Origin of the sequence: Citrobacter sp. Marseille-Q3906 (assembly GCF_916618775.1) — a bacterium.
GTDB lineage: Bacteria > Pseudomonadota > Gammaproteobacteria > Enterobacterales > Enterobacteriaceae > Citrobacter > Citrobacter murliniae.
Genome location: NZ_CAKAKA010000002.1, coordinates 2133149 through 2159357 on the forward strand (window position 1 = coordinate 2133149; position 26209 = coordinate 2159357).

Annotated in this window: 23 protein-coding genes; 1 reads left to right on the forward strand and 22 read right to left on the reverse strand. The window is 40.4% G+C overall.

What is annotated here, in order from left to right; translation table 11 throughout:
• Window positions 1-316: 316 nt before the first annotated feature.
• A complete protein-coding gene (locus LG384_RS14535; protein WP_225761123.1) occupies window positions 317-1321 on the forward strand; it encodes an NAD-dependent epimerase in 1005 nt (334 codons plus the stop codon).
• Window positions 1322-1382: 61 nt separating this feature from the next.
• On the opposite strand, the gene ugd is transcribed toward LG384_RS14535, so the two are convergent.
• From ugd to galF, 22 genes are all read right to left on the reverse strand, one after another.
• Window positions 1383-2549: a UDP-glucose 6-dehydrogenase gene (gene ugd / locus LG384_RS14540; RefSeq protein ID WP_045444610.1), complete on the reverse strand. Its 1167-nt coding sequence runs from the start codon at window positions 2547-2549 to the stop codon at window positions 1383-1385.
• Between the two features lie 208 nt (window positions 2550-2757).
• Window positions 2758-4164 carry an NADP-dependent phosphogluconate dehydrogenase gene (gndA, locus tag LG384_RS14545; RefSeq protein ID WP_045444613.1) on the reverse strand — a complete coding sequence of 469 codons (1407 nt, stop codon included), beginning with the start codon at window positions 4162-4164 and terminating at the stop codon, window positions 2758-2760.
• 148 nt (window positions 4165-4312) lie between these two features.
• Window positions 4313-5743: an undecaprenyl-phosphate galactose phosphotransferase gene (locus tag LG384_RS14550; protein WP_045444616.1), complete on the reverse strand. Its 1431-nt coding sequence runs from the start codon at window positions 5741-5743 to the stop codon at window positions 4313-4315.
• An 88-nt stretch (window positions 5744-5831) separates the two neighbouring features.
• Window positions 5832-7262: a phosphomannomutase gene (locus tag LG384_RS14555; RefSeq protein ID WP_225761124.1), complete on the reverse strand. Its 1431-nt coding sequence runs from the start codon at window positions 7260-7262 to the stop codon at window positions 5832-5834.
• A complete protein-coding gene (locus LG384_RS14560; protein ID WP_225761125.1) occupies window positions 7246-8691 on the reverse strand; it encodes a mannose-1-phosphate guanylyltransferase/mannose-6-phosphate isomerase in 1446 nt (481 codons plus the stop codon). The genes LG384_RS14555 and LG384_RS14560 overlap by 17 nt, the downstream gene beginning before the upstream one ends.
• Window positions 8692-8705: 14 nt before the next feature.
• Complete coding sequence (locus tag LG384_RS14565; protein WP_225761126.1) at window positions 8706-9863, reverse strand: glycosyltransferase family 4 protein; 1158 nt, start codon at window positions 9861-9863, stop codon at window positions 8706-8708.
• Complete coding sequence (locus tag LG384_RS14570) at window positions 9850-10860, reverse strand: glycosyltransferase family 1 protein (RefSeq protein WP_225761127.1); 1011 nt, start codon at window positions 10858-10860, stop codon at window positions 9850-9852. The genes LG384_RS14565 and LG384_RS14570 overlap by 14 nt, the downstream gene beginning before the upstream one ends.
• A gap of 2 nt (window positions 10861-10862) precedes the next feature.
• Window positions 10863-12131, reverse strand: a complete 1269-nt coding sequence (locus LG384_RS14575) for an O-antigen ligase family protein (RefSeq protein WP_304522405.1) — start codon at window positions 12129-12131, stop codon at window positions 10863-10865.
• A 19-nt stretch (window positions 12132-12150) separates the two neighbouring features.
• Window positions 12151-13194 carry a glycosyltransferase family A protein gene (locus LG384_RS14580; RefSeq protein WP_225761128.1) on the reverse strand — a complete coding sequence of 348 codons (1044 nt, stop codon included), beginning with the start codon at window positions 13192-13194 and terminating at the stop codon, window positions 12151-12153.
• 1 nt (window position 13195) lies between these two features.
• On the reverse strand, window positions 13196-13810 hold the full coding sequence (locus LG384_RS14585) for a DapH/DapD/GlmU-related protein (RefSeq protein WP_225761129.1): 615 nt from the start codon (window positions 13808-13810) through the stop codon (window positions 13196-13198).
• 147 nt (window positions 13811-13957) lie between these two features.
• Window positions 13958-14923 carry a glycosyltransferase family A protein gene (locus LG384_RS14590; protein WP_225761130.1) on the reverse strand — a complete coding sequence of 322 codons (966 nt, stop codon included), beginning with the start codon at window positions 14921-14923 and terminating at the stop codon, window positions 13958-13960.
• Window positions 14916-16256, reverse strand: coding sequence for a hypothetical protein (locus tag LG384_RS14595; RefSeq protein WP_225761131.1), 1341 nt, complete (start codon window positions 16254-16256; stop codon window positions 14916-14918). The genes LG384_RS14590 and LG384_RS14595 overlap by 8 nt, the downstream gene beginning before the upstream one ends.
• Window positions 16256-17110 (reverse strand): NAD-dependent epimerase/dehydratase, encoded by an 855-nt coding sequence (locus LG384_RS14600; protein WP_225761311.1) that lies wholly within the window; start codon window positions 17108-17110, stop codon window positions 16256-16258. Before LG384_RS14600 ends, LG384_RS14595 begins: the two co-directional genes overlap by 1 nt.
• Before the next feature lie 40 nt (window positions 17111-17150).
• Complete coding sequence (gene rfbH, locus LG384_RS14605; RefSeq protein ID WP_045444646.1) at window positions 17151-18464, reverse strand: lipopolysaccharide biosynthesis protein RfbH; 1314 nt, start codon at window positions 18462-18464, stop codon at window positions 17151-17153.
• Between the two features lie 26 nt (window positions 18465-18490).
• A complete protein-coding gene (gene rfbG, locus LG384_RS14610) occupies window positions 18491-19573 on the reverse strand; it encodes a CDP-glucose 4,6-dehydratase (protein WP_048221113.1) in 1083 nt (360 codons plus the stop codon).
• A gap of 4 nt (window positions 19574-19577) precedes the next feature.
• Complete coding sequence (rfbF, locus tag LG384_RS14615) at window positions 19578-20351, reverse strand: glucose-1-phosphate cytidylyltransferase (protein ID WP_045444653.1); 774 nt, start codon at window positions 20349-20351, stop codon at window positions 19578-19580.
• A gap of 19 nt (window positions 20352-20370) precedes the next feature.
• Window positions 20371-21345 (reverse strand): CDP-6-deoxy-delta-3,4-glucoseen reductase, encoded by a 975-nt coding sequence (locus LG384_RS14620; RefSeq protein WP_225761132.1) that lies wholly within the window; start codon window positions 21343-21345, stop codon window positions 20371-20373.
• Between the two features lie 8 nt (window positions 21346-21353).
• Window positions 21354-21902, reverse strand: coding sequence for a dTDP-4-dehydrorhamnose 3,5-epimerase (gene rfbC, locus LG384_RS14625; protein ID WP_048221111.1), 549 nt, complete (start codon window positions 21900-21902; stop codon window positions 21354-21356).
• Window positions 21903-21905: 3 nt separating this feature from the next.
• A complete protein-coding gene (gene rfbA, locus LG384_RS14630; protein ID WP_048221110.1) occupies window positions 21906-22784 on the reverse strand; it encodes a glucose-1-phosphate thymidylyltransferase RfbA in 879 nt (292 codons plus the stop codon).
• A 54-nt stretch (window positions 22785-22838) separates the two neighbouring features.
• Window positions 22839-23738 carry a dTDP-4-dehydrorhamnose reductase gene (gene rfbD, locus LG384_RS14635; protein ID WP_225761133.1) on the reverse strand — a complete coding sequence of 300 codons (900 nt, stop codon included), beginning with the start codon at window positions 23736-23738 and terminating at the stop codon, window positions 22839-22841.
• Entirely contained in the window at window positions 23738-24823 is a 1086-nt protein-coding gene (gene rfbB, locus LG384_RS14640; RefSeq protein ID WP_225761134.1) for a dTDP-glucose 4,6-dehydratase, read from the reverse strand. The genes rfbD and rfbB overlap by 1 nt, the downstream gene beginning before the upstream one ends.
• A 371-nt stretch (window positions 24824-25194) precedes the next feature.
• Entirely contained in the window at window positions 25195-26088 is an 894-nt protein-coding gene (gene galF, locus LG384_RS14645; protein WP_045444671.1) for a GalU regulator GalF, read from the reverse strand.
• Between the last annotated feature and the right edge of the window lie 121 nt (window positions 26089-26209).

Sequence of the window (26209 nt, forward strand, 5' to 3'; positions counted from 1 at the left end):
TGTAGTCATATATACGGGTAATGCCATAGGATTATTGATAAAAATCGCAGATTGTTTACAGGATTTTGATTGGTATTTTAATCATCACAGAAAAAGTTACTCAGGAAATCATTAACATCAACGTTCAGATGCCCGTTACTGAGGATTAATCTGATTAATCAACAAATTCACGTCATGAATATGTTTTTCATCACCAAAACAGAGGTTGGCGTAATGACACTTAACGATTATCTTTCTTGCCATCTAACGGTATCATTCTTGTTTTGTGGTGCCTGCTGGCACCTGGCTATAATTTAGCCTGAAAGAGGAACAAAAAATGAAATTTCTGGTTACGGGAGCCGCTGGTTTTATCGGCTTCCACGTTAGCAAGCGCCTCCTGAAGGCAGGCCACCAAGTCGTCGGTACTGATAATCTTAACGACTATTACGACGTGAACCTTAAACAAGCTCGTCTGGATTTACTGGCGCAACCCGGTTTCAATTTTCATAAAATTGATTTAGCCGATCGGGACACGATGGCTGAGCTTTTTTCAAGCGAGCATTTTGACCGTGTAATACATCTTGCCGCACAGGCTGGCGTACGTTATTCGCTCGAAAACCCGCACGCCTATGCTGACTCTAACCTTACTGGCTTTCTGAACGTGCTTGAAGGTTGTCGGCATAATAAAGTACAACATTTGCTCTATGCCTCCTCCAGTTCAGTATACGGCCTGAACCGCAAAATGCCTTTTTCTACGGATGATTCGGTCGACCATCCCGTTTCTCTGTATGCCGCGACCAAAAAAGCTAATGAACTAATGGCACACACGTATTCGCACCTGTACGGACTACCTACAACAGGCCTGCGCTTCTTTACTGTATACGGTCCATGGGGTCGCCCTGATATGGCGCTCTTTAAGTTCACCAAAGCAATGCTCGAAGGTAAAAGTATTGACGTGTATAACTTCGGAAAAATGAAGCGTGATTTTACCTATATTGATGATATCGCAGAGGCAATTATTCGCTTGCAGGACATCATTCCGCAGGTTGACGCACAATGGACCGTTGAGACCGGAACCCCGGCAACAAGCATTGCGCCCTATCGCGTGTACAATATTGGAAATAGTTCACCAGTTGAGCTGATGGATTACATCAAGGCACTGGAAGATGCCCTTGGTATTGAAGCAGCTAAAAATATGCTGCCACTACAGCCTGGCGACGTACTGGAAACCAGCGCAGATACTAAAGCACTGTATGAGGTTATTGGTTTTAAACCCGAAACAACAGTTAAAAATGGCGTGAAAAACTTTGTTGACTGGTATCGTGATTTCTACAAAGTATAATTGCAATCTGGTTTAATGTAATAAAAGGCCTTTCAAAAGGCCTTTTTTACAGAAACGATATTTAATCATTGCCAAACAGATCTCGCGTGTACACCTTTTCGGCGACATCATCCAGTTCCGGCGTCATACGGTTAGAAATAATAATATCTGCTTCATTCTTAAAGGCGTCTAAGTCACGTATCACTCGAGAACGGAAGAACTCATCCTCTTTCATGACAGGTTCATAAATAATAACGGGCACACCCTTAGCTTTAATCCGTTTCATTATTCCCTGAATGGAAGATGCACGGAAGTTATCAGAACCACTCTTCATAATCAGGCGATATACCCCCACCACCTTCGGCTTACGGGCGAGGATAGAGTCAGCAATAAAATCTTTACGCGTACGGTTAGCATCAACAATCGCGCCAATAATATTATTCGGTACTGAAGCATAGTTAGCCAACAACTGCTTAGTATCTTTCGGCAGGCAGTAGCCACCGTAACCGAATGATGGGTTGTTGTAATGGTTGCCGATACGCGGATCCAGGCATACTCCTTCAATAATCTGACGCGAATTCAGCCCCAGACTCTCTGCATAGCTGTCCAGCTCGTTAAAATAGGCTACGCGCAGCGCAAGATAAGTGTTGGCGAAAAGCTTAATAGCTTCGGCTTCGGTAGAGTCGGTAAACAGGGTCGGAATATCTTTCTTCACGGCCCCTTCCTGTAGCAGTGCAGCAAAACGCTCGGCGCGCTCGGAACGCTCACCAATTACGATACGAGACGGATGCAGGTTGTCGTATAGCGCACGGCCTTCACGCAAAAACTCCGGCGAAAAAAAGATATTGTCGATACCCAACTGCTCCTTAATGGAATTCGTAAAGCCCACCGGAATGGTGGATTTTATGACCATCACTGCATTTGGATTAATTTCAACAACATCGCGGATTACTGATTCCACACTGGAGGTGTTGAAGTAGTTGGTTTTCGGGTCGTAATCAGTCGGGGTGGCGATAATAACGTAGTCAGCATCGCGGTAAGCATCATTCTTATCGGTTGTCGCACGGAAATTCAGCGGTTTCGTGGCCAGATACTCTTCGATCTCTTTATCAACAATCGGCGATTTTTTCTGATTCAGCATGTCGACTTTAGACTGAACGATATCCAGGGCAACCACTTCATGGTGCTGGGCGATCAGAATGCCGTTCGACAGGCCTACGTAACCTGTTCCTGAGATAGTTATCTTCATTCGCTCTGCAACTTCTTCCGGTTAAACATTTAAGGGTGAACGTGTCACCATCGTTAGACCCAACTTTGTCGTATCGGATCAGCATGCAATCATTATATCGTGATTTATAACTGTAAGGCCTATCAGACCAAGCCGAATGCCGTTTTTTGCCCATAAAAAAGCCCGGAGGAGCGCTCCGGGCCTGCATTTACGATTGGGTTAAATCAGATTAATCCAGCCATTCGGTGTGGAACACACCTTCTTTATCAGTGCGTTTATAGGTGTGTGCACCGAAGTAGTCACGCTGAGCCTGAATCAGGTTCGCCGGCAATACCGCAGAACGGTAGCTGTCATAGTATGCTACGGCGGCAGAGAACGTCGGTACCGGGATACCATTCTGCACAGCATAAGCCACTACATCACGCAGCGCCTGCTGATATTCGTCAGCGATGTTTTTGAAGTAAGGAGCCAACAGCAGATTTGCGATGCCTTTGTTTTCAGCATAAGCATCGGTGATCTTCTGCAGGAACTGAGCGCGAATGATACAGCCTGCGCGGAAGATCTTCGCGATTTCACCGTAATTCAGATCCCAGTTGTACTCGTCAGACGCAGCGCGCAGTTGAGAGAAACCCTGCGCATAGGAGACGATTTTGCCCAGGTACAGAGCGCGACGTACTTTCTCAACGAACTCTGCTTTATCACCAGCCAGTTTAGCCTGCGGACCAGACAGCACTTTAGATGCAGCAACACGCTGGTCTTTAAGGGAGGAGATGTAACGAGCGAATACAGACTCAGTGATCAGAGACAGGGGTTCCCCAAGATCCAGAGAACTTTGGCTGGTCCATTTACCGGTACCTTTGTTCGCCGCTTCATCCAGGATCACATCAACCAAATATTTACCGTCTTCATCCTTTTTAGTGAAGATATCTTTGGTGATGTCAATCAGGTAGCTGCTTAATTCACCTTCGTTCCACTCGGTGAAGGTGGTCGCCAGCTCTTCGTTAGACAGGTTCAAACCACCTTTCAGCAGAGAGTAGGCTTCAGCAATCAACTGCATGTCACCGTATTCAATACCGTTGTGGACCATCTTCACATAGTGGCCCGCACCATCGGCGCCAATATAGGTTACACATGGCTCACCATCTTCGGCAACAGCTGCGATTTTGGTCAGAATTGGCGCGACCAGTTCGTAAGCCTCTTTCTGGCCACCAGGCATGATAGAAGGCCCTTTCAGTGCGCCCTCTTCACCACCGGACACGCCGGTACCGATGAAGTTAAAGCCTTCGGCCGACAGTTCACGATTGCGACGAATGGTGTCCTGGAAGAATGTGTTACCGCCATCAATAATGATATCGCCTTTGTCCAGATACGGCTTCAGGGAATCAATGGCAGCGTCTGTACCTGCTCCCGCTTTCACCATTAACAGGATACGACGAGGCGTTTCGAGGGATTCAACAAACTCTTTTACCGTGTAGTAAGGCACCAGTTTCTTGCCAGGGTTCTCGGCAATCACTTCTTCGGTCTTTTCACGGGAGCGGTTGAAAACGGAGACGGTATAACCACGGCTTTCGATGTTGAGCGCCAGGTTGCGCCCCATCACTGCCATACCGACGACGCCGATCTGTTGCTTGGACATTACATACTCCTGTCAGGTGTGGTTACCCACCGGGACAAACTCCGGGGGCTTAAGTGAATAGCATGTTAACTCAGAGGCAAGGCAGGAAGGTAGTAATTGATGTACCAGTGCTTCCTTTTGGGTAGTAATCAGCCATGTCTAACGAGACTCAATACGCGCCGTCTCGATGTAAAACAACCTTCACTGTCTTAAACAAAATGGCAATATCATTCCAGAGTGTCCAGTTCTTGACATACCAGGAGTCAAAATACACACGCGTTTCATAGTCCACATCATTGCGACCACTAACTTGCCACAGACCTGTCATTCCTGGTTTTGCCATCAAATAATAGTCAACATCATCACAATACCGTTCAAGTTCATCCGAAATGATTGGGCGTGGCCCAACCAAACTCATCTCACCTTTTAATACATTGAACAGTTGGGGTAATTCATCAAGACTGGTTTTTCGAATAAAACGCCCAACAGCAGTAATGCGAGGGTCATTTTTAAGTTTAAAATCTTTTTCCCACTCAGCTCTCGCATCGGGATCTTTATCCAGAAGATCTTTCAATACTTCTTGCGAATTCATCACCATTGAACGAAATTTATAACACGGAAATAATTTACCGTTCCGCCCTACGCGTTGATGGCCGTAAATCGCTGGACCTCCATCTCGGGTAACTTTATACCAAAGATAAATCATAAGGGGTGATGCCACTAATAGAATTAATATTGAACAAACGATGTCAAATGTTCGTTTAAGGAAACGGGAGGTACGCTTTGCAAGATTGTTCTGTATCCTTAACAGCATAACTTCATGGCTAAAAATAAAGGACATATCTGTATTATACAATGGCAATCCGCGAAAAGAAGGAACCACAGTTACTGATCGGCAATGATGCTTTGATAACTCACGAAGCCAAAATTGTGTTTTATCTAACTCAGTATATTCATAGGCAAGAATATAATGAATATCACCTGTACGATTCAAACTCCAGATTTCTTTATCTTCTTTTATTATTGGTAACCCATTAATCTCAGAATGAATTGCATCAGTATCAAAGAAAGCAACAACATCAAATCCCATCATCTCTTCACTCTGAAGAGCACTGTATGCTCCGAGTGCATTTTGGCCACTTCCGAGAATGATGGTTTTCTTCTTCCAGATTCCAAGTTTGTTAAGCAAATGCTTTGTAAGTACACGGAAGAATGGCACCAATACAAGCGCAAATGTCCAGCAAAAAACCCAGACATACCGTGAAAATTGCCACTTAGAAAAGGCGCTTAAAGCCAGGTCAAATACAGCAAAAATAACAATGGTACGAAAAATTTCTTTCAACTCATACCAGAATGGCTTGCGATACGTATAATGCCGTAATCGAATCCAAAACCATCCCACACATACTATAGATAAAATGAAGTGGGAGATAAATCGTGTATCCAGCTGTTCTTGTGGAACAAAACGCTGAACTTCATCAAAAATTAAATATACACAACCTAATGACAGCCATAGTGCCACATTAAAAAAGACCAAATCAGATATGGCTAAAAAAAGCTTACACAACTGTGGATTATACTTATTATCAATATTATCCATTTAACCCTCACCCTCTAAATGGGCACCAGATAACCAGACAAAGTGTCCCTTCAAAAGGAACACTTTGTACACACTAAATTAAAATAATCTAACCAACTTGACTTTTAATATTAGCAAGGACAGTTTCAACTATATTATATGCTTCTTCTGGGGAGTCAGCCTCTGCATAGCAACGTAATTCAGGTGCATTACCTGAAGGACGCAAATGTATAATATTCTTGTTGTTTAATGTTATTCGTAACCCATCAGTGACATCAGAAGAAAGCACGTGGCAATCGCTTAACCCAATATACTTTAATAAGGCTTGCTGATCTGACAGACCAATATTTATCAGTGACAAACTTGTTTTAACACTGATATTCTGTAATCTGTTGGAATGAGTGTAACGTGCAGGAAGATGTTCAACAAGTTCACTGATGCTTCTATCTTTGCTTCGATAAAGGAGCATAATAGCAGGCAATACCGCGTCACGAGTGGGTAATGCATGTAGTATATGTTGGTTAATATAGACATCACTACCCAATAGAAAGCCACCATTTGCCTCAAAACCTACTATGCGATTATAATTTGGAGATAATTCTTTAAACGCAGCAATAACATAAGGCGAACCAATTTTAGTAAGTTCAACATGTTTAAAGAAGCGTCCTGAAGATATTACGCTGTTACAACTCACGGGAACAGCAACGGCATCTGCTGCTAACTCAAGGGAACATAAGAGACCTAATATATCACCTCTCAGCCATTGTCCTTTTTCGTCTGAAATAAGAGGTCGATCACCATCACCATCAGTAGAAAATATAGCATCCAAATCAAATTCTCTTATCCATTCAAGTGCCCTATTTCTATCATCCTCACTCACAGCCTCGGTATCAATAGGAACAAATTCATTACTTCTGGCAAGACTTATTACTTCAGCCCCCAAAGCTTGAAATAATGGTTTATAAAGATCGCGCCCAGCACTAGAATGCTCGTAAATACCAATACGTTTACTTTTTAGGAACGGCACTGGGAACAACGATGTATATCGTGAAATATAATTATCAGCAGCAACCGCAGAGACTGGTAGCTCCCTAAGCTTAATTAAATTATATGATGATTCAGCATTAATAATAGCAATCTCATCATCTTTAGTGATTTCACCATCAGGTCTATAAAATTTAAGACCATTTCGATCAAAAGGAATGTGACTACCAGTTACCATGATAGCTGGTATGCGATCAGAAATAGACTGGAAAGCTAAAGCTGGGGTTGGAATCACTCCATAAAAAACAGTGTTGATTCCTTTACCATTTAAGGCTGCTGCGCAGGCTTGAGCCATTGCATAGCTACTTGGACGATTATCGATTGCCAGAGCAACTGTATCAAATGAAAACTGTTGCTGCATTACAGTCACAAATGAAACGCTAAAAGCAGCACAGACTTCAGGCGTAAAATCTTTGACAAGACCACGAGCTCCACTGGTTCCAAAAGCAATCCCTGAAGTATTAATGAGATCGCGGCAATTATAGGCTGAGTTCATCAGTATCTCCCTCTGAATATCCAGAACGCTGTTCAAGGCGAATAATGTCATCCTCACCAAGATAAGTACCTGATTGGATTTCAATTAACTCCAATGGGACAATCCCCGGGTTTTCTAACGCATGAATAGTGTTGAGCGGTATGAATGTTGATTCATTTTCCGACACGATAAATGTCTGTTCCCCTTTTGTGACGCGGGCGGTTCCCGATACCACTATCCAATGTTCTGCTCGATGTTGATGCATCTGTGCAACAAATTTTTCACCAGGCTTAACACTTATTCGCTTAACCAAATAATTATCACCGCGGTCAATTACGTTATATTTCCCCCAAGGGCGGAATACCTCTAAATGTTGTTTGTATTCATCTCTGTTGTTATTTTTAAGGTACTCTACGATTTTTTTGACATCTTGAACCGAATCTTTATTCGAAACTAACAAAGCATCAGCAGTCTGGATAATAACAAGATTACTTATACCTACTGTACTAATAAATGAACTCTCGGAGTAAATATAGTTATCTTCACTATTATGCGTAAACACATCACCATGTACGACATTTCGTTGCTGATCTTTTTTGGAAATATCCCAAAGTGATGACCAAGAGCCAACATCCGACCAACCTGCACTCATTGGTACAACTACTGCGTGCTGAGTGTGTTCCATTACAGCATAATCGATGGAATCACTCGGACACAAGCTGAAAGCGTTTTTATTGATACGAATGAAGTCAAGGTCAGGATTGATTTGTCCTACTGATTTTTCACAGGCACTATAAATATCTGGAGATAATAGTTTTAATTCGTTCAAGTAGCAACTTGCGCGAAATAGAAACATCCCACTGTTCCAATAATATTTTCCTGATTTAAGATAACGACAGGCAGTATCAAAATCAGGTTTTTCAACAAACTCTGCGACTGTATAAGCATCATCTCCGATCGCTTCACCTCTACGGATGTAACCATAACCGGTTTCTGCTTGTGTTGGCACAATACCAAAAGTTACCAGTTTGCCTTGTACGGCAAGATGTTCGGCATGATTAATAGCCTGAATAAAGGCTTCCTCGTCGCGGATAACATGATCTGCTGCAAGGACGAGCAAAAGAGGGTCTTCACCATCCGCATTCTGGAGTGCACAAAATGCTGCAAGTGCTATTGCGGGGGCTGTATTACGTCCTACTGGCTCAAGTATAATGTTATTTGCAAGTTTATCGATAGCACGAAGTTGCTCAGCCACAAGGAATCGGTGACTATCGTTACAAATTACAACAGGTTCTCCAGCTGAAAGCGGGGCCAATCGCCTTATGGTATTTTGAAGCATAGATAATTCACCCTCAACATTTAAAAATTGTTTGGGATGATGTTCACGAGAAAGTGGCCACAAGCGACTACCTGTACCTCCAGCCATTATTACTGGTACTAGTTTAGACATTTAATAAACCATAATTAACGTTTAATAATTTGCTCTGTCTTGAAAAGGTTCCACTTTTCATTTACAAAGTTCATAAATTCTTGATTAAACCTAGAGTGAGAAAATTTTTCGGCGTTTTTCCTGCATGCTTGAGATGTAATAAGTGGAGATGATTTTTCAAATTCATGAATTGCTTCATGTAAAGATGCTACAGTCTGCTCCCCAAAGAAAACACCTGTTGGCTCCTCTAAACTTATTGGTCGAACAGTTTCTAAAGCGCCACCTTTGCCAAAAGCTATGACTGGGGTACCACAAGCTTGAGCTTCAACAGGTATTATCCCAAAATCTTCCTCTGCAGCAAAAACAAATGCTTTAGCATTCTGCATGTGTTCTTTTAAAACAGCGAAAGGTTGATAACCGAGCAATTTTATATTATCTGTGGCCTTACTTTGAATTTTTTTCATTTCAGGTCCATCGCCAATAACTATCAATTTTTTATCCGGCATTTTACTGAAAGCTTCAACAATAAGATCAATGCGTTTATAGGGAACCATACGCGATGCTGTGAAATAGTAATCCTGTTTTTCTTTTATTACTTCGAATTTATCTACATCTACAGGAGGATAAATCACCGTCGCTTCACGACCATAGACCTTTTTAATTCTTCGCGCAATATATTGTGAATTAGCGATGAAATGATCAACTCCATGCGCTGTACGGTAGTCCCAAATTCGTATTTTATGTAAAAGCCACTTTGCTAGCCACCCTTTTATTCCCTTATTTAATCCTGACTCACGAAGATATTGATGCTGCAAATCCCATGCATATCGTATAGGAGAGTGAACGTAACTAATGTGCAGCTGATCTGGGCCGGAAATCACTCCTTTAGCAACAGAATGAGCACTGCTAATGATAATATTAGCATCCGATAAATCAAGCTGTTCGATAGCCAAGGGCATTAGTGGTAAATATTTTTGATAAAACTTTTTTGCCTTTGGCAAGTTTTGAATAAATGTTGTTGTTGCATGTTTTCCCAGAAAATTCTTCCGTTGTTCATCTGTTAAGAAATCAACTACAGAATATAACTCTGCCTTAGGAAAAGCATGTAGTATTGCCGATGAAACCTGTTCAGAACCCGCATAGCTTAATAGCCATTCGTGAACAAGAGATATTTTTGCCTCATTTAATTCCATTACATGCCTCGGCCAGTACCATTTCGATTTCATTAACAACGCTTTGCCAGCTAAATTTCTTAGCCCGTACAATCCCGTTATGGATTAATCTCTCACGCAGCACAGTATCATTGACTAATTTTGTAATACCTTCAGTAATATCCTCCACTACCTCAGGGTCAACAAGTATTGCGGCGTTACCAGCAACTTCCGGTAACGATGAGGTTACAGACGTCAATACAGGAATACCACATGCCATTGCCTCTACTACCGGTAATCCAAATCCTTCATATAAAGAAGGAAAAACTAACCCTAATGATCCTTTGTATAAGGACGGCAAGTCCTCTTCCGAAACGAAACCAAGGAAAGTCACACGCTCGCTTATTCCATATTGCTTGATTATTTTTTCTAACTCACTACTTGGGTTGCCTGAAAAAACAAGTTTGATTGAGTCAGCTATGTCCGCTTTAGCAAAGGCAGATATTACGCGCTTTTCATTTTTATGAGTTTTCCGATTTCCCACACATAATAAATATTTATACCCTAAATCCATTGGAATTACATTAATGTTAAACTCTTCAGACACTCCATTATATACTGTAACTATTTTATCAGGATCCACTCCAGACCACTTTGCTATTCTTTCTTTAGAAAAATTTGAAACTGTAAAAATTTTGTAAGCTTGATGACAGCCACGTTTGATAATAAAATTATAAAACGATCTCTTTAAAAAAGATGAATTATCACTCAAATCAAGATGATTCAAATCATGTATTGTCAGTATAAATTTTTTTGAACAAAAAAGTGGTGGTATATAACCAGGAAGAAAAATCAAATCAGCATTTTTCTGCTGATAAATGCTCTTAGCCAAGCCAAGAGGTGCTAAAGGAGAGGCACAATTTTTGTACAATATAGAACGGGATATTCCAGTTAGTAATTTAGAAACTTCATCAGTAAAACGCCCAATCCCTCCCATATTTGACCAACTAACATCCATCAATATATTTTTATTGTTCATTATTAAACACACCGTTTATTGGTTAAATTTAAAAAAGGTATCAAAGCTAAAACTGTCCAATAATATATTGAAAAGGTTGATGACGAAGGCGCTGAACTTAATGCAGCACTTATTAAGTAAATTATCCCAAGAAGAAAATATACTCTAAGATGCGTATAGGTATGATGATTAGTATCCCTCCTATCTAAAAACATTGATGCATAAAACTGACAGGTCATGTAAAAAATATTGATAATTAGACCAATAACTCCAGTCTCTAGAGCCATCCAGAAAAAATAGTTATCAGTATTTAGTCTATTATCCTTTACTGAAAGCATGTTCCCTGACCCTTGGGTACCTAGTCCAATACCTGATGGATGTTCAGATAGATAGCTTACTGAATTAATCGCCATATCAATTCGTCCCTGAGTAGAACCACGTGAAGTCTGCGATGAATCAGTAAATCTGCCGACAAGAGTCTCTATATATTGATCAAATATATTAGTGGAGACCATTAAAGTGGGTGCAATGATTAAAAATAGTACAGCCCCACTTATTAACATTCTCCTATTTGAAATTATGTAGCATGCAAAAATAATTACTGCTGCAAGAATTGCCCCTCTGGTTAACGTCATGCATATTGCAGTAAAAAGCACTAAGCTAACAATCAACATCCATGCTCTTTTGTAACCTTGTGAAAAACACTCCATACATAGCAATATTCCCAATGTCAGCATGTAGCCAAAATTGAGTGCATCGCTGAAGCCACCAGTGGCTCGAATCATATCATCATAGCTATTAATTAAATTTAACTGTTCTCCTGCATAGTGTTCATCGTATCCGAGTAACTTAATAAACTCACCCTTCATTAGTACATCAATAATAGATATTGTAGCCACAATAAACATCAATGCTAAAATATAGCCTATTATCTTTTTAACATTAAAAGTCTCAGGATAAGATGCTATCACTACCACTAAAGCAAAGAAAACAGCCGGGAATAATATATAACTCCGAGCCCCCATTACCGCTTGCATTTTGTCTGGTGAAAATATAATTAATACTAAGACCCATGATACTAATGCCACCCATGAAAATATGGCGACAATCAGAGATAAATGAGTTTTTTTCCTCTCAGTAACAAATCGAAACAACACTAACATTATAAAAAATGCATTAAGTACATCTCTAAGCATTGCTCCTGGTGGAAATGGTAAAATGCCAACCATCCATGAGCTAATGTATGGAGAAAATAGATTAACACTTAATATTGCAGCATATAATATATTCATAAACCTGGATTATATAATATTAGATACCAAGGCGTGGAGTGCCACCATTTTTGCTGCGAATGAATTTAATCAAAGCATCATAGCCCTTACGTTTTAATACATATCCCAATAGCGCATGGATATAGAATAGTCTTTCATTATTGAATCCGATTTTTCGGAAATTATTTATCATCTTTATGTAAGACATAAATGGTAAATCAAGTTGATCTCGGATATATGGATAGAAATAATTTGCTAAGTCTCGCTTTATTCCATCGTAAACACCATTTATTTGCGTTGTATTTTCTATATGCTTAGCAATCAATAGCAGCCCCTCAACCATATGTATGCGGCCTTCAGGCTTATATCCGCCAGGAGTGAAGATACCTTTTTCAGTTCCAGCATTTCCAAAATCCGGAGCCTCTGTATCCCTTGATAAGGTAATCACGTCACTGAAATAGTACCCCTGCCCATCGGACATGAGCATGCCCGCCAGGTACATTTGATAGTACAAACGACCATCAAATAGATCACAGGATAAATTATTAGCCTTTTCAGCATTAACGATAAAGCCGGATATGACACCCACTCTTCGAAAGAAAAATTTAATTGCCTCAAGACCTGGTTGAAATAATGTATCTTGTGTTAAATGACGAACTGTGTCGCATAGTTCATCTGGATTATCTTTAAACCAACCATATGCACGCGTAGCCAATACTATTTCAGGGTTCGCTTTCAAGACACTAACGACTTTTGATAATGCTCCATCAGCTAAAAGATCATCATTACCCATTATCATGCAATACTTTCCAGTGGCTGATCTGATACAGTTTTTTAAATTTTTATCATACCCTAGATTATCTTTATTTAGATTAATATGGAGATTATTTTTATTGTGTTTTATTTTATATTGTTCAACAATAGAATAAATCTTATCTCTTTGCGGAGATTTATCTTCACAAATGATAATTTCAAAATCTGAATTACCAATAGCATAATCTTGATTATATATGCTATCTAATAAAGGTTCTAAAAACTCCGATCTATTATAAGATGGTATACAGATACTAATAAAAACACTCATGTTAAAACACCTTTAAAACTTTAGCAGGAACACCGCCAATTAAACATGGCTTCTCAACTTTTAAATCTTTGACTACTGCATTAGCTGCAATTACACATCCATCACATATTTCACTGCCAGCAAGAATCACAGCATTGTCACCAATCCAACAACAATCACCTATTTTGATAGGGGCAATGTCGCCTAGTTTTTTATTAGCTGGCGGCTCTATTTCATGGCATTTAATTTTATAGCTACCATGACTATGATCTCCTATATAAACTTTACTGCCTATTAATATATCATCTCCCAAAACTAGTGAATGTGCACATGAAATATGAACATTATCACTTAAACATAAGCGATTACCGATGTGCAAGCAAGGTTCAAAATTGTCCTCACCGTATTTATAAACAGCCTCGACCCAGCAGTTGTCGCCTATACGGATTCCAGTCCATTTTTGATCGGGATTTTTTTTACCACAATAAGGTTTAACGTTTAATTTGAAATTTTTCCCAACCATTTTAAATTGATATCCCGTAAGCAGAGTCAAAATTTTGGCTTTTAATTTCCGCCTAACCTTACCCAATAAAGATATTATAAATAATAATTTTAGTCTGGTACTATAGGTATACATTAAAAATCCTATTATAATCACATGATTTAAATTAGAGTTAGTTATAATAGACAGCTTATTAATTACACATTTAAAAACAGCACATACATTCAGCAGATTGTATTATAGCCCAACAGTCTAGTTTTATACTTCACCTAAATAATATAATTAACCATTCCTTTTTAAGAATTTTTTTATGATTAATTTTACCTTCCTAAATAACGGTACAGCATTAGGATGCAGGTAAAAAAACCTTAGTCCATACTTATAAACTTTTAAATCATTAAACGCACTATCACAATCTTTTAAATAATTATTTGTTGTAAAGTTTTTTGTTTTATCTTCATCACCGATGAAATTAAGTAGAAATAAACATGCAGATGTGCGAATCTTTTTACTCACATAGTGTTTTCTAGGATAGAAAATATCAAATATTGTTGCCAAATTGTAAGAAAAAACCTTGTATAGATGATATCCTCCTGAATTATCAGGCTCTGCCTGAATTATATTATCATGGATAATCGCAAAGTCTGTTCCATTTTTAAGTAACGGTATTTGCCATGTTAGATGCATAAGATATTTACCAGAAATGCGAGAACTGAAAATATCCACTTCATTGATAAGAAAATCGTTTTTCTTGCATATCATCCCGGAAATAAAAGTAAACATAACTCTCACGTCAGATATAAAATCTGCGTCGTTTGAGTAGAAGGATGATTTCGTATCAATATCGTAGCTCAACTCAGCATTCGCAGCTGAATTTACATACACCATATCTAATGATGGACGAGATTTTATTATCGAAAAGACCTTGGAGAGGCCACCTCTAACTATGAGATCATCATCTCCAATCATCCAAAGGTATTTTCCACTTGATAACTCAAAACACTTTTTAAAATTACCATCCATACCCAAATTTTTCTCATTTAGATGATAAGTGCTATTTTTTATCTTATCTAATCCCCTCTTGGATATCAATTCAGTCTCATCTGTTGACGCATTATCACAGATAATTACCTCAAGCTCATCGCAGCAATAGTTATCTTGCTGAATAATACTATCAAGCAAACGAGCTAAACACGCAGAACGATTATATGTTGGAATAGCAATAGTTAGAATTGGTCTTTTACTCATAAGTGCTCTTAAATCTTTTAAATATTATATAGGTTTGTGGTACAAAATATCCCCATGTCAGCACTGCATACATCAACATGTAAAATCCAGGATGCCCTGAATATGCAACAATCCACATTGTAATTATAGTTAAGAGAGCCATTATGCATGATGCCAATGTCATTTTTTCAGTTTTATGAGCTCTTATATATGTTGCACCACAAGCGACAAGATGGTTGCCAATAATTGCCAAAGATAAAAAGAAGAAATCTTTCAGTTCCAGAAAACGGTCACCTATATTTGAACCAGAAAGCTTCAATAGCCATAGGCAAATATACACACCAACTAACCCTGCTAATACAAAACACGAAGATTGTATTAATGCTTTTTTGAATGATTTATTCAATTCTACTTGCTGTTTATTAGAAACCATTACTCCCCATCGTGGATATTTAGTTGATATCCAAGCCAATCCCGTAGCCATCACCATATTGCATAATGTCAAAGACATCCCTAACTGTCCTGCATAAGCAGCGCCAAAATACTTGAATGCAATAGGAGTCATAACAAAATAGATAAAATAGCCTGATATCCAACTTAAAGCAATCCTCCATTGCATTGGGAATATTTCATGAAGCCATGAAATGCCACCATCACTATGTTCATTTTTATTAATAAAGGATTGGAGGATAATATTTTTAAAATATTTATATGAAAAGATAGAAAATATTATAGTCCCGGATACTGCTATTGCTGAAGTAGCATAAAGACCAAAGCCGCAAACTAGCACGATTACCGCTAACACACCAGCTAATAATGCTTGATACATTCTCATTTTATTTACATCAGCGACTAACCCGGTACCTTCGGCAATAGACAACATGGAAACAAGAAAAATATTAAAAGCTGTAGCTATTGTGAGTAATATCCATGCACCTTGCCAATGTACTCCTATGTCATTTTCTTGTGTAAAAAAAACATATCCAGCAGGTCCCACTACAAGTATTATCAATAAAGCAATCGCAGCATACCATCTTATCGCTAACTGAAACAATGAGAGATAGCGTTGTTTGTTTAATTTTTCCCCTATGATATTTCGAGCCGAAAAATCATATTTTAGCGCTGACATTTCATGACTTGCGAACTGTATTATCACGGTTGACAACCCTAACTCAAATATAATTTGCAACGCAACCACTGAATTAAAAGTATAATAATACCCTTGAGAATCCTTAGATAAATAGCGAGAGATCAACACTATCAATAGTAATCCTGTTAAAACAGATATTATCTTGCCAAAGATAACATATCGAATCGCTTTATCCACACCTAGCATTCTAATAATACGATTCATTAATCTTTTTTTCTCAACATTTTTTCTATACCCTTCTGGAGAGTAAACTCAGCACTCCATCCTAATCGGTTTAAGAAAGAAGTATTTGCATAAGAGTCCATGATTTCATCATTACGCATTGCGACTGCACCATAATTTATCTTACTCTTGCTGTTTATTTCTTTTTTAATCCTTTCAAAAACTTCTTTTAATTCAGTAGATCGTCCCGTTCCTACTTCAACATCATAATATCCAGCATTAAAACTGTTCTTTAATATGGTTAAATATGCTGACACAACATCATCTATATAAATGAAGTCTCTTTTCTGTATTGCTAATGTACAATCAATATCTTCATTAGCCTTCATTCTATTAATGATATAGGGTATCAACTTACTTGCCTTGTCATTCTCTCCATATACATGTTCCAGGCGTAAATTTATGAAGCAAATATCCAAATGGGTCTCTGTATATATCTTTGATAGCTCTACGAAGTGTCTTTTAGATGCCATGTACGAACGCATGTATCCATATTGTTTTTCATACTTTCCAAAAAAAGAATCAGTAGAAACAAAGAGCTTAGCATCAAACTTTGGCATTAATTCAAGCAATCTAATTGGTAACAACACATTACATTGATACTGTTCTGATATATTAACTCCGTCGCGACCATAGTCTGTTGCAATGTGTATGATTGCATGGATAGTCTCAGATGGTTTACATATTTTCTCTATATCAGATATATTCACCCATTCAATCAAGTTATTAACTACTGTTGGTTCAGTTGTAGGACGCTTTAACGCAATAATACTGTAGCCTTCGTTTATTAGCCTTAGTAGCAAATGGGTACCTACGAAACTAGTAGCACCAGTCATTAGGATTCTTTTATTCACGTCAAGCGTCCCTATCTTAATATTAGAAATTCAGACCAAAGAACTCTTCAAATTTGCTAACTACGTAGTCCAAATGCTCAGTAGTTAGTCCTGGGTAAATACCAATCCAGAAGGTTTGATTCATTATGCGATCTGTATTTTTTAATTCACCCACCACTCGGTACTTCACATTCGCAAAATACGGTTGACGAGTCAGATTACCTGCGAATAACAGACGGGTACCGATCTTGGCTTCATCAAGAAACTTAACTAAATCGATACGTTCAACTCCACTCGTTTCTTTAAGCGTGATCGGGAACCCAAACCAGGATGGGTCAGATTTCTCTGTGGCTTCCGGTAACTCAAGAAACTCAGCACAGGATTGCAAACCTTGCTTAAGGTATGCAAAGTTCTCTTTGCGTTTTTGTACGAACTCTTCAACACGTTCTAATTGTGCCAGGCCACATGCAGCCTGCATATCCGTAATTTTCAGGTTATAACCCAAATGAGAGTAGGTATATTTATGGTCGTATCCGAACGGCAGAGAACCCAGTTGCTGTCCAAAACGTTTACCACAGGTATTATCGCAACCTGGTGCACAATAACAATCACGTCCCCAGTCACGGAAGGATTCAATCAGTTTCTTTAATTCGCCTGATTTGGTAAATACCGCCCCGCCTTCTCCCATTGTGATATGGTGTGCAGGATAGAAACTCACAGTACCAATATCACCAAAAGTACCGACCATTTGACCATCATAAGTAGATCCGAGCGCATCGCAGCAGTCTTCGATAAGCCAAAGGTTATACTTATCAGCAATACGGCGCACTTCCGTTAAATCAAACGTATTACCCAGTGTATGGGCGATCATAATCGCTTTTGATTTTTCACTCACTGCGGCTTCAATAAGTGAAGCGTCAACATTATAAGTAGGGATATCAACATCCACAAAAACCGGAATCAATCCATTCTGGATTGTTGGGTTAACTGTGGTTGGAAACCCTGCTGCTACGGTAATGACTTCATCACCTGGCTTGAGCGCACGATCACCAAGTTTCGGTGACGTTAATGCTGTTAAAGCCAACAAGTTCGCTGAGGAACCTGAAGTGGTTGTTAATACGTGAGGCACACCAATAAACTCACCGAGTTTCTTCTCGAAAGCATCATTAAAACGACCCGTTGTAAGCCATCCATCTAAAGATGCTTCAACCATCAATTGCAATTCTTTCGCACCAATAACCTTCCCTGAAGGTGGGACGACACTCACACCTGCATTAAATGGTTTTGGGCTCAGTGCCTCATCGGCATACTCAGCAACGAGTTTGGATATTTGTTCACGCAGGTTTTTTGCTGTCATTGCTATAATTCCTGTACTTATCTATTTTAGCTAAAAGTGGTAGTGGTCATATAATCATGAATTTCACGTTTCGAGCATTCCAACATATCTGCTCCGTTTATCCATGCTTTATGCCATTTAACAATACGACCAAGTGTTTCAACGAGCCCCCATCTAGGGTGCCAATCTAATTGCATATGGGCTTTCGAACAATCCAGTTTAAGATAGTGTGCCTCATGGGGATGATCCTGACCATCCAACTGCCAACTGGCCCCCTCACCCCATAATGTCACCATTTTGTCGACAATGAACCCAACCGTTTTTGCATCCTCCTCACGAGGACCGAAATTCCACCCTTCTGAATATTTGGCCCCCTCAACATAGAGGCTCTGTGCCACCACGATATACCCAGAAAGCGGTTCAAGTACATGTTGCCATGGACGAATGGAATGAGGATTGCGAATAACGACCTGCTTCTTTTTCTCAAAAGAACGCAAAATATCTGGAATCAAGCGATCTTCTGCCCAATCACCGCCACCAATCACATTACCCGCCCTAACCGAAGCCAAGCCAACGCCATGGTTTGCATAATCCTTAGGATTAAAAAACGAATTACGAAATGCGGAAGCAACTAGTTCAGCGCAGCCTTTGCTGTTGGAGTAGGGATCGTAACCGCCCATCGCTTCATTTTCGCGGTAACCCCAAACCCATTCACGGTTTTCATAGCATTTATCGCTGGTAATATTGACTACAGCCTTAATACCCCCAACCTGTTTTACCGCTTCAAGCAAATGTACAGTGCCCATCACGTTTGTTGAATAGGTTTCGATAGGTTCTTTATAAGAAAGCCTTACTAGCGGCTGGGCAGCCATATGAAAAATAATTTCTGGCTTAAAAGACGCTATAGAATTACGTAATTTATCAAAATCACGAATATCGCCTATTTCCGATTCCATCAAGTTACTGATATTAGCGGTGTCAAATAAGCTAGGATTCGTCGGGGCCTCAAGGGAGTAACCTTTTAGTGTTGCTCCCATTTCACTTAGCCATAGAGAGAGCCAACTACCTTTAAAACCCGTATGGCCGGTAATGAATACGCGTTTACCCTGCCAGAAGCTCTTATCAATCATGCAGTCACTCCCATGTTTTCCAGGGCGCAGTACCTTTTTCCCATAAACCTTCAAGGTACGTTTTATCGCGCAGTGTATCCATCGGCTGCCAGAACCCTGCATGCTCGTAAGCCATGAGTTCTCCCTGTTTAGCCAATGTCATCAACGGTTCCTGTTCCCAGGTAGTCGCATCATTTTCAATAAGATCGATCACTGAAGGATTTAGTACGAAGAAACCACCGTTGATCATCGCTCCATCGCCTTTAGGCTTCTCCTGGAACGATTGAACCTGGCCGCCACGGATATCCAGGGCACCAAAACGTCCAGGAGGGAACGTTGCCGTCAGAGTTGCTTTTTTACCATGCGCTTTATGAAAATCAATCGTAGCTCTGATATTGAGATCGGCAACACCATCCCCATACGTAAACAGAAACGCTTCATCATCCTTTACGTACTCAGCCACACGTTTCAAACGGCCACCGGTCATAGATGAATCACCAGTATCAACTAGCGTTACATTCCACGGTTCTACACGTTTATGGTGAACTTCCATTCTATTTTCTGCCATATGAAATGTTACATCCGACATATGCAGGAAATAGTTAGCAAAGTATTCTTTGATTACATATCCCTTGTACCCACAACAGATAATAAAATCTTTAATGCCGTGGGCGGAATACATTTTCATAATATGCCAAAGAATCGGCTTACCACCAATTTCTACCATTGGTTTTGGTTTTACTATTGTTTCTTCACTCAATCTGGTACCAAGCCCACCAGCCAGAATTACCGCTTTCATACCTAACCCTCTATTATCATTATTTAGATGCGGTAAAAGCATCTGAATAGAAATTATCAACAGACAGATTTTTTGACATAAAGTCTTTTTTACTTGCGTCGATCATGATGGGCGACCCGCATGCATAAATATCAAACGATTCAAGCGAGTCAAAATCCTCCATCACAGCCTGGTGAACAAAACCTTTACGCCCATTCCATGTTTGATCATCTCCAGACACCACGGGAATAAAATGAATCAGATCAAAATCCTTGCTCCATTCATCAGGAACTTTTGAATAGAAGTCTTTCGCGAATGGCATCCCCCAATAAATATAGATATCGCGAGAAATCGTATTTTTCACTAAATGCTCAACCATGGATTTAACAGGGGCAAACCCTGTACCCCCGGCGATAAAAATAATTGGGCGATCGTTTTCTCTAATGAAAAAAGTTCCACATGGACCTTCGATACGCATCAAAGTATTAACTTGCAACTCATTGAAAATCAATGAACTCATTTGGCCATTGATAACATTTCTGATATGCAACTCAATACCATCTGCTTCATTGCTATTCGCAATAGAATAGCTACGCGTTACACCCTTGTACTGCAGATTAATATATTGCCCAGGAAGAAAACTCATTTTAGCAGTCGGGGGGAGACGAAGTGTAAGTTTCATGACATCAGCAGAAACAAGATCGATACTATTGACTTTACAAGGTACGATCTTCTTCACCTGCCCTTGCAATTCTGGATAGTAAAGAGCCTGCAACTGTATGTTACTTTTAGGCTTACAATTGCAGGTTAGAACTTTATCCCCTTGTGCATATATCCTGCCCATGGGATCTGTCGCTTCTCCGGCAAGTAATGTAGACTCACAAACCCCGCAATCTCCATTTTTACAACTGTGCTCCAGATGTATACCCGCAGAGAGCGCAGAATCAAGGATTGTTGAGTCTTCTTCACCTGAGAACTCAATATTGGATGGAAAAATCTTAATTAGATGTGACACAGTAATTCTTACTCAGATAATGAAACTTGTTCTAACCGAGGAGCAACAGCATCTTTTGCTGAAAGTTCTGGAGGTTGTGTAATCGGCCACTCGATACCAATTATTTCATCACTCCATAATATGCTACCCTCAGCAGATGGTGCATAATAATTCGTTGCTTTATAGAGGAACTCAGCGGTTTCACTCAGTGTGACAAAACCATGTGCAAAACCTTCAGGTATCCAGAGTTGCTTCTTATTTTCTGCTGACAGATGTACGCCAACCCATTTTCCAAATGTCGGTGAATTTTTGCGGATATCAACAGCTACATCAAATACCTCACCAAGCGTGCAACGCACTAACTTGCCCTGGGCATGTGATCCTTTTTGAAAATGCAGTCCTCTCAGGACCCCTTTTCTCGATTTAGAGTGATTATCCTGCACAAAAGTAATTTTACGCCCAACCGATTCTTCGAAAATTTTCTGACTAAAACTTTCGAAAAAGAACCCACGCTCATCTCCAAACACTTTCGGTTCAAAGATCAACACTTCCGGAATTGCTGTTTGAATAACGTTCATCTCTTATAAACCTTTAACCATTCTTATAAGGTACTTACCGTAATCGTTTTTTGATAATGGCTCTGCCAGTTTCTCAACCTGTACAGCATCAATAAACCCTTTCCGATAAGCAATTTCCTCAGGACAAGACACCTTCAATCCTTGTCGCTCTTCAATTGTGGCAATAAAATTACTGGCTTCGATCAGACTCTGGTGCGTCCCTGTGTCCAACCACGCATAGCCACGCCCCATCATTGCAACCGATAAACGGCCCTGCTCCATATAAATTCGGTTAATATCCGTGATTTCGAGTTCACCGCGTGCCGAGGGATCTAAGTTTTTTGCCATTTCCACGACATCGTTGTCGTAGAAATACAATCCGGTAACAGCATAATTGCTCTTGGGGTCAATAGGTTTTTCTTCAAGGCTAATAGCGGTACCATGCTTATCGAATTCGACTACACCGTAGCGCTCAGGATCGTTCACATGGTATGCAAATACTGTTGCCCCATTTTCTTGATTGACTGCGGTATCCATTAATTTAGGCAAGTCATGTCCGTAAAAAATGTTGTCACCCAACACTAATGCGCAATCATCAGTCCCGATGAACTCTTCACCAATGATAAATGCCTGGGCCAGTCCATCCGGTGTAGGCTGTATTTTGTATTGAAGATTAAGCCCCCATTGGCTGCCGTCCCCCAGAAGTTGTTCGAAACGAGGAGTATCCTGCGGGGTACTAATAATCAGGATGTCACGAATACCAGCCAACATCAGAGTAGAAAGCGGGTAATAAATCATCGGCTTGTCATAAATAGGCAGTAGCTGCTTACTCACTGCCATAGTTACTGGATATAAACGGGTGCCCGATCCACCAGCTAAAATAATACCTTTACGCGTTTTCATTTCATTTTCTCTTTTATGCGCAAAATGCCCGCTTACGCAGCATTATTATCATGATCAGATTGCTGTTGTAGTAAATAATTCGTTCAGCATACGCTTCACACCGGACTCCCACTGTGGAAGAACAAGCCCAAAGTGACGCTGGAATTTTTCAGTATTCAGACGAGAATTATTCGGTCGGCGAGCAGGTGTTGGATAAGCATTGGTTGGCACTTCATTCAATTTATTAATTGCTAATTCAACACCAGCTTTTCTGGCCTCATCAAACACCAAAGCAGCATAGTCATGCCATGTGGTAACACCACTCGCAACCAGGTGATAGAGACCAGCAACCTCATGATTTTTAATAGCTATACGAATAGCATGAGCGGTACAATCCGCCAGCAACTCCGCACCTGTCGGAGCACCATACTGATCGTTAATAACTGACAGTTCTGTCCGTTCTTTAGCCAGCCGTAGCATGGTTTTGGCAAAGTTATTACCTTTACCGGCATAAACCCAACTGGTACGGAAAATAAGATATTTCTGACAGTATTCTTGTAACGCCTTCTCACCAGCCAGTTTAGTTTCGCCATAAACATTCAACGGTGCCGTAATATCATCTTCACGCCACGGTGTTTCACCGGTACCTGGGAAAACGTAATCCGTTGAATAATGTACCACCCACGCTCCAGTTTCAGCGGCGGCTTTAGCGATGGCTTCTACACTTGTAGCATTGAGCAACTGCGCAAATTCAACTTCTGACTCAGCTTTATCTACAGCGGTATGTGCCGCCGCATTAACAACTACATCGGGACGTATCTTACGTACGGTTTCAGCAATACCATCTGGATTGCTGAAATCTCCACAGTAATCTTTAGAGTGAACATCAAGAGCAATAATATTGCCAAGTGGGGCTAATGCTCGTTGAAGTTCCCAACCCACCTGACCATTTTTCCCAAAAAGCAGAATATTCATTACTGACGTTCCCCGTAATTCTGTTCAATCCAGGTTTTATAGGCACCGCTTTTAACGTTATCTACCCATTGAGTATTGTGCAGATACCATTCCACCGTTTTACGGATCCCGCTTTCAAAGGTTTCTCGCGGCTTCCAGCCCAGCTCGCGGCTAATTTTATCCGCATCGATAGCGTAGCGGCGATCATGGCCCGGACGATCAGTTACATAGGTGATTTGTTCTCTGTACGAAACCGCTTTTGGTACAATCTCATCCAAAAGATCGCAAATGGTATGAACTACATCGATATTTTTTTTCTCATTATGACCACCGATATTGTAGGTTTCACCAATTTGACCTTCTGTCACAACGGTGTACAGCGCTCGGGCATGATCTTCTACATACAACCAATCACGGATTTGGTCGCCTTTGCCATAAATAGGCAGTGCCTTTCCTTCAAGAGCATTGAGGATCACTAACGGAATCAATTTCTCAGGAAAGTGGTACGGTCCATAGTTGTTTGAACAGTTGGTGACAATCGTGGGTAATCCATAGGTTCGCATCCAGGCGCGAACCAGATGATCGCTGGAAGCTTTCGATGCAGAATATGGGCTGCTAGGTGCATAAGGTGTTTTTTCTGTAAACATTGGTAATTCTGTACCGCTCGCCACTTCATCCGGATGCGGCAAATCGCCGTACACTTCATCCGTCGAAATATGATGAAAACGAAACGCCGATTTCATTTCAACGTCCATTGTTGACCAATAGGCACGCGCGGATTCCAACAGCACATACGTGCCCACAATATTTGTTTCAATGAAATCAGCAGGTCCGGTAATAGAACGGTCTACATGGCTTTCGGCCGCAAGGTGCATCACCGCATCAGGTTTATGCGTAGCAAAAATACGTTCCATTGCCGTTTTATCGCAAATATCCGCATGTTCAAAATGATACCGACTGCTTTCATTAACTTCAGCAAGCGATTCCAGGTTACCGGCGTAGGTTAGTTTGTCAACATTAACAACCGCATCCTGGGTATTTTTGATTATATGACGAACAACTGCAGATCCAATGAACCCCGCCCCACCAGTAACAAGTATTTTCACTTTTTAATTCCGAATATCATATATATGGCTACTATTAAGATGCTGGTATAAAAACAGCCCCCTGGATATTTATCCACGCTACCGCCCCTGGCTTCACAGCTACCAGAGCACTACATAAATTTCCAAAGATGTAACCAGCCCCGCTAGCTATCGCAAAGCTCTCTTAAGCTTAAACGTTAATTGTCTTACCAAATGCTGTCATAAACAAGGGAAAATCTGACAAAGATAAGATTAAACTTAGTAGTTTAACTCGTTGTTATTGGTTGTTTTTAATAAAAAAACGACAGTAACATTCCATTGCATCAAGCATAGTCGCTGGAATGTTAGCTGCCGCTATTTTTTGTGGAGTATTGTCACAAAGAAATCAAAATCTATTCGCTAAGCAACTTCTCAATGCTCTTGCGAAACTTCGGTCCTTCCTTCAGGTTGCGCAGCCCGTACTTCACAAAGGCCTGCATGTAACCCATTTTTTTACCACAGTCATAGCTATCGCCGGTCATCAGCATGGCATCAACAGACTGTTTTTTCGCCAGTTCAGCAATTGCATCGGTTAACTGAATACGTCCCCATGCGCCAGGTTGCGTATGCTCTAATTCAGCCCAGATATCCGCAGAAAGCACATAACGCCCCACGGCCATCAGATCGGAGTCCAGCGTTTGTGGCTGATCGGGTTTTTCAATAAATTCAACGATGCGGCTAACTTTACCTTCATTATCTAAGGGTTCTTTAGTCTGAATGACGGAGTACTCGGAAAGGTCGCCTTCCATACGTTTTGCCAACACCTGGCTACGCCCAGTTTCATTAAAACGGGCAACCATAGCAGCCAGGTTGTAGCGCAACGGATCTGCACTTGCATTGTCAAGAATAACATCAGGTAACACCACCACGAACGGGTTATCCCCTACAATCGGGCGGGCACATAGAATTGAATGACCAAGGCCAAGCAGCTGAGCCTGACGAACGTTCATAATAGTCACGCCAGGAGGGCAGATAGATTGTACTTCGGCTAGCAGTTGGCGTTTTACGCGTTGCTCAAGAAGAGACTCTAATTCATAAGAGGTGTCGAAGTGGTTCTCTACTGCATTCTTGGATGCATGAGTAACCAGAACGATTTCTTTGATCCCTGCAGCAACAATCTCGTCGACAATGTACTGAATCATCGGCTTATCGACGATCGGCAGCATCTCTTTTGGGATGGCCTTTGTGGCAGGCAACATATGCATCCCCAGGCCCGCTACCGGAATAACTGCTTTCAAATTAACCATTAAGTCATTCACCTATACAATAGTTGCTGAATTATAGCTTTTTAGCTTGTTTTAGCCAGTATGAATTACATTGATCAGATGCCTCACATGTTACTCCGCTTATGTGCCAAATGCAGTAGTA

Bases quoted from the DNA above. Each gene is read 5' to 3' on its own strand.
- LG384_RS14535 (WP_225761123.1), top strand. From the start codon at position 317: ATGAAATTTCTGGTTACGGGAGCCGCTGGTTTTATCGGCTTCCACGTT.
- ugd (WP_045444610.1), bottom strand. From the start codon at position 2,549: ATGAAGATAACTATCTCAGGAACAGGTTACGTAGGCCTGTCGAACGGC.
- gndA (WP_045444613.1), bottom strand. From the start codon at position 4,164: ATGTCCAAGCAACAGATCGGCGTCGTCGGTATGGCAGTGATGGGGCGC.
- LG384_RS14550 (WP_045444616.1), bottom strand. From the start codon at position 5,743: ATGGATAATATTGATAATAAGTATAATCCACAGTTGTGTAAGCTTTTT.
- LG384_RS14555 (WP_225761124.1), bottom strand. From the start codon at position 7,262: ATGAACTCAGCCTATAATTGCCGCGATCTCATTAATACTTCAGGGATT.
- LG384_RS14560 (WP_225761125.1), bottom strand. From the start codon at position 8,691: ATGTCTAAACTAGTACCAGTAATAATGGCTGGAGGTACAGGTAGTCGC.
- LG384_RS14565 (WP_225761126.1), bottom strand. From the start codon at position 9,863: ATGGAATTAAATGAGGCAAAAATATCTCTTGTTCACGAATGGCTATTA.
- LG384_RS14570 (WP_225761127.1), bottom strand. From the start codon at position 10,860: ATGAACAATAAAAATATATTGATGGATGTTAGTTGGTCAAATATGGGA.
- LG384_RS14575 (WP_304522405.1), bottom strand. From the start codon at position 12,131: ATGAATATATTATATGCTGCAATATTAAGTGTTAATCTATTTTCTCCA.
- LG384_RS14580 (WP_225761128.1), bottom strand. From the start codon at position 13,194: ATGAGTGTTTTTATTAGTATCTGTATACCATCTTATAATAGATCGGAG.
- LG384_RS14585 (WP_225761129.1), bottom strand. From the start codon at position 13,810: ATGTATACCTATAGTACCAGACTAAAATTATTATTTATAATATCTTTA.
- LG384_RS14590 (WP_225761130.1), bottom strand. From the start codon at position 14,923: ATGAGTAAAAGACCAATTCTAACTATTGCTATTCCAACATATAATCGT.
- LG384_RS14595 (WP_225761131.1), bottom strand. From the start codon at position 16,256: ATGAATCGTATTATTAGAATGCTAGGTGTGGATAAAGCGATTCGATAT.
- LG384_RS14600 (WP_225761311.1), bottom strand. From the start codon at position 17,110: ATGACTGGTGCTACTAGTTTCGTAGGTACCCATTTGCTACTAAGGCTA.
- rfbH (WP_045444646.1), bottom strand. From the start codon at position 18,464: ATGACAGCAAAAAACCTGCGTGAACAAATATCCAAACTCGTTGCTGAG.
- rfbG (WP_048221113.1), bottom strand. From the start codon at position 19,573: ATGATTGATAAGAGCTTCTGGCAGGGTAAACGCGTATTCATTACCGGC.
- rfbF (WP_045444653.1), bottom strand. From the start codon at position 20,351: ATGAAAGCGGTAATTCTGGCTGGTGGGCTTGGTACCAGATTGAGTGAA.
- rfbC (WP_048221111.1), bottom strand. From the start codon at position 21,902: ATGAACGTTATTCAAACAGCAATTCCGGAAGTGTTGATCTTTGAACCG.
- rfbA (WP_048221110.1), bottom strand. From the start codon at position 22,784: ATGAAAACGCGTAAAGGTATTATTTTAGCTGGTGGATCGGGCACCCGT.
- rfbD (WP_225761133.1), bottom strand. From the start codon at position 23,738: ATGAATATTCTGCTTTTTGGGAAAAATGGTCAGGTGGGTTGGGAACTT.
- galF (WP_045444671.1), bottom strand. From the start codon at position 26,088: ATGGTTAATTTGAAAGCAGTTATTCCGGTAGCGGGCCTGGGGATGCAT.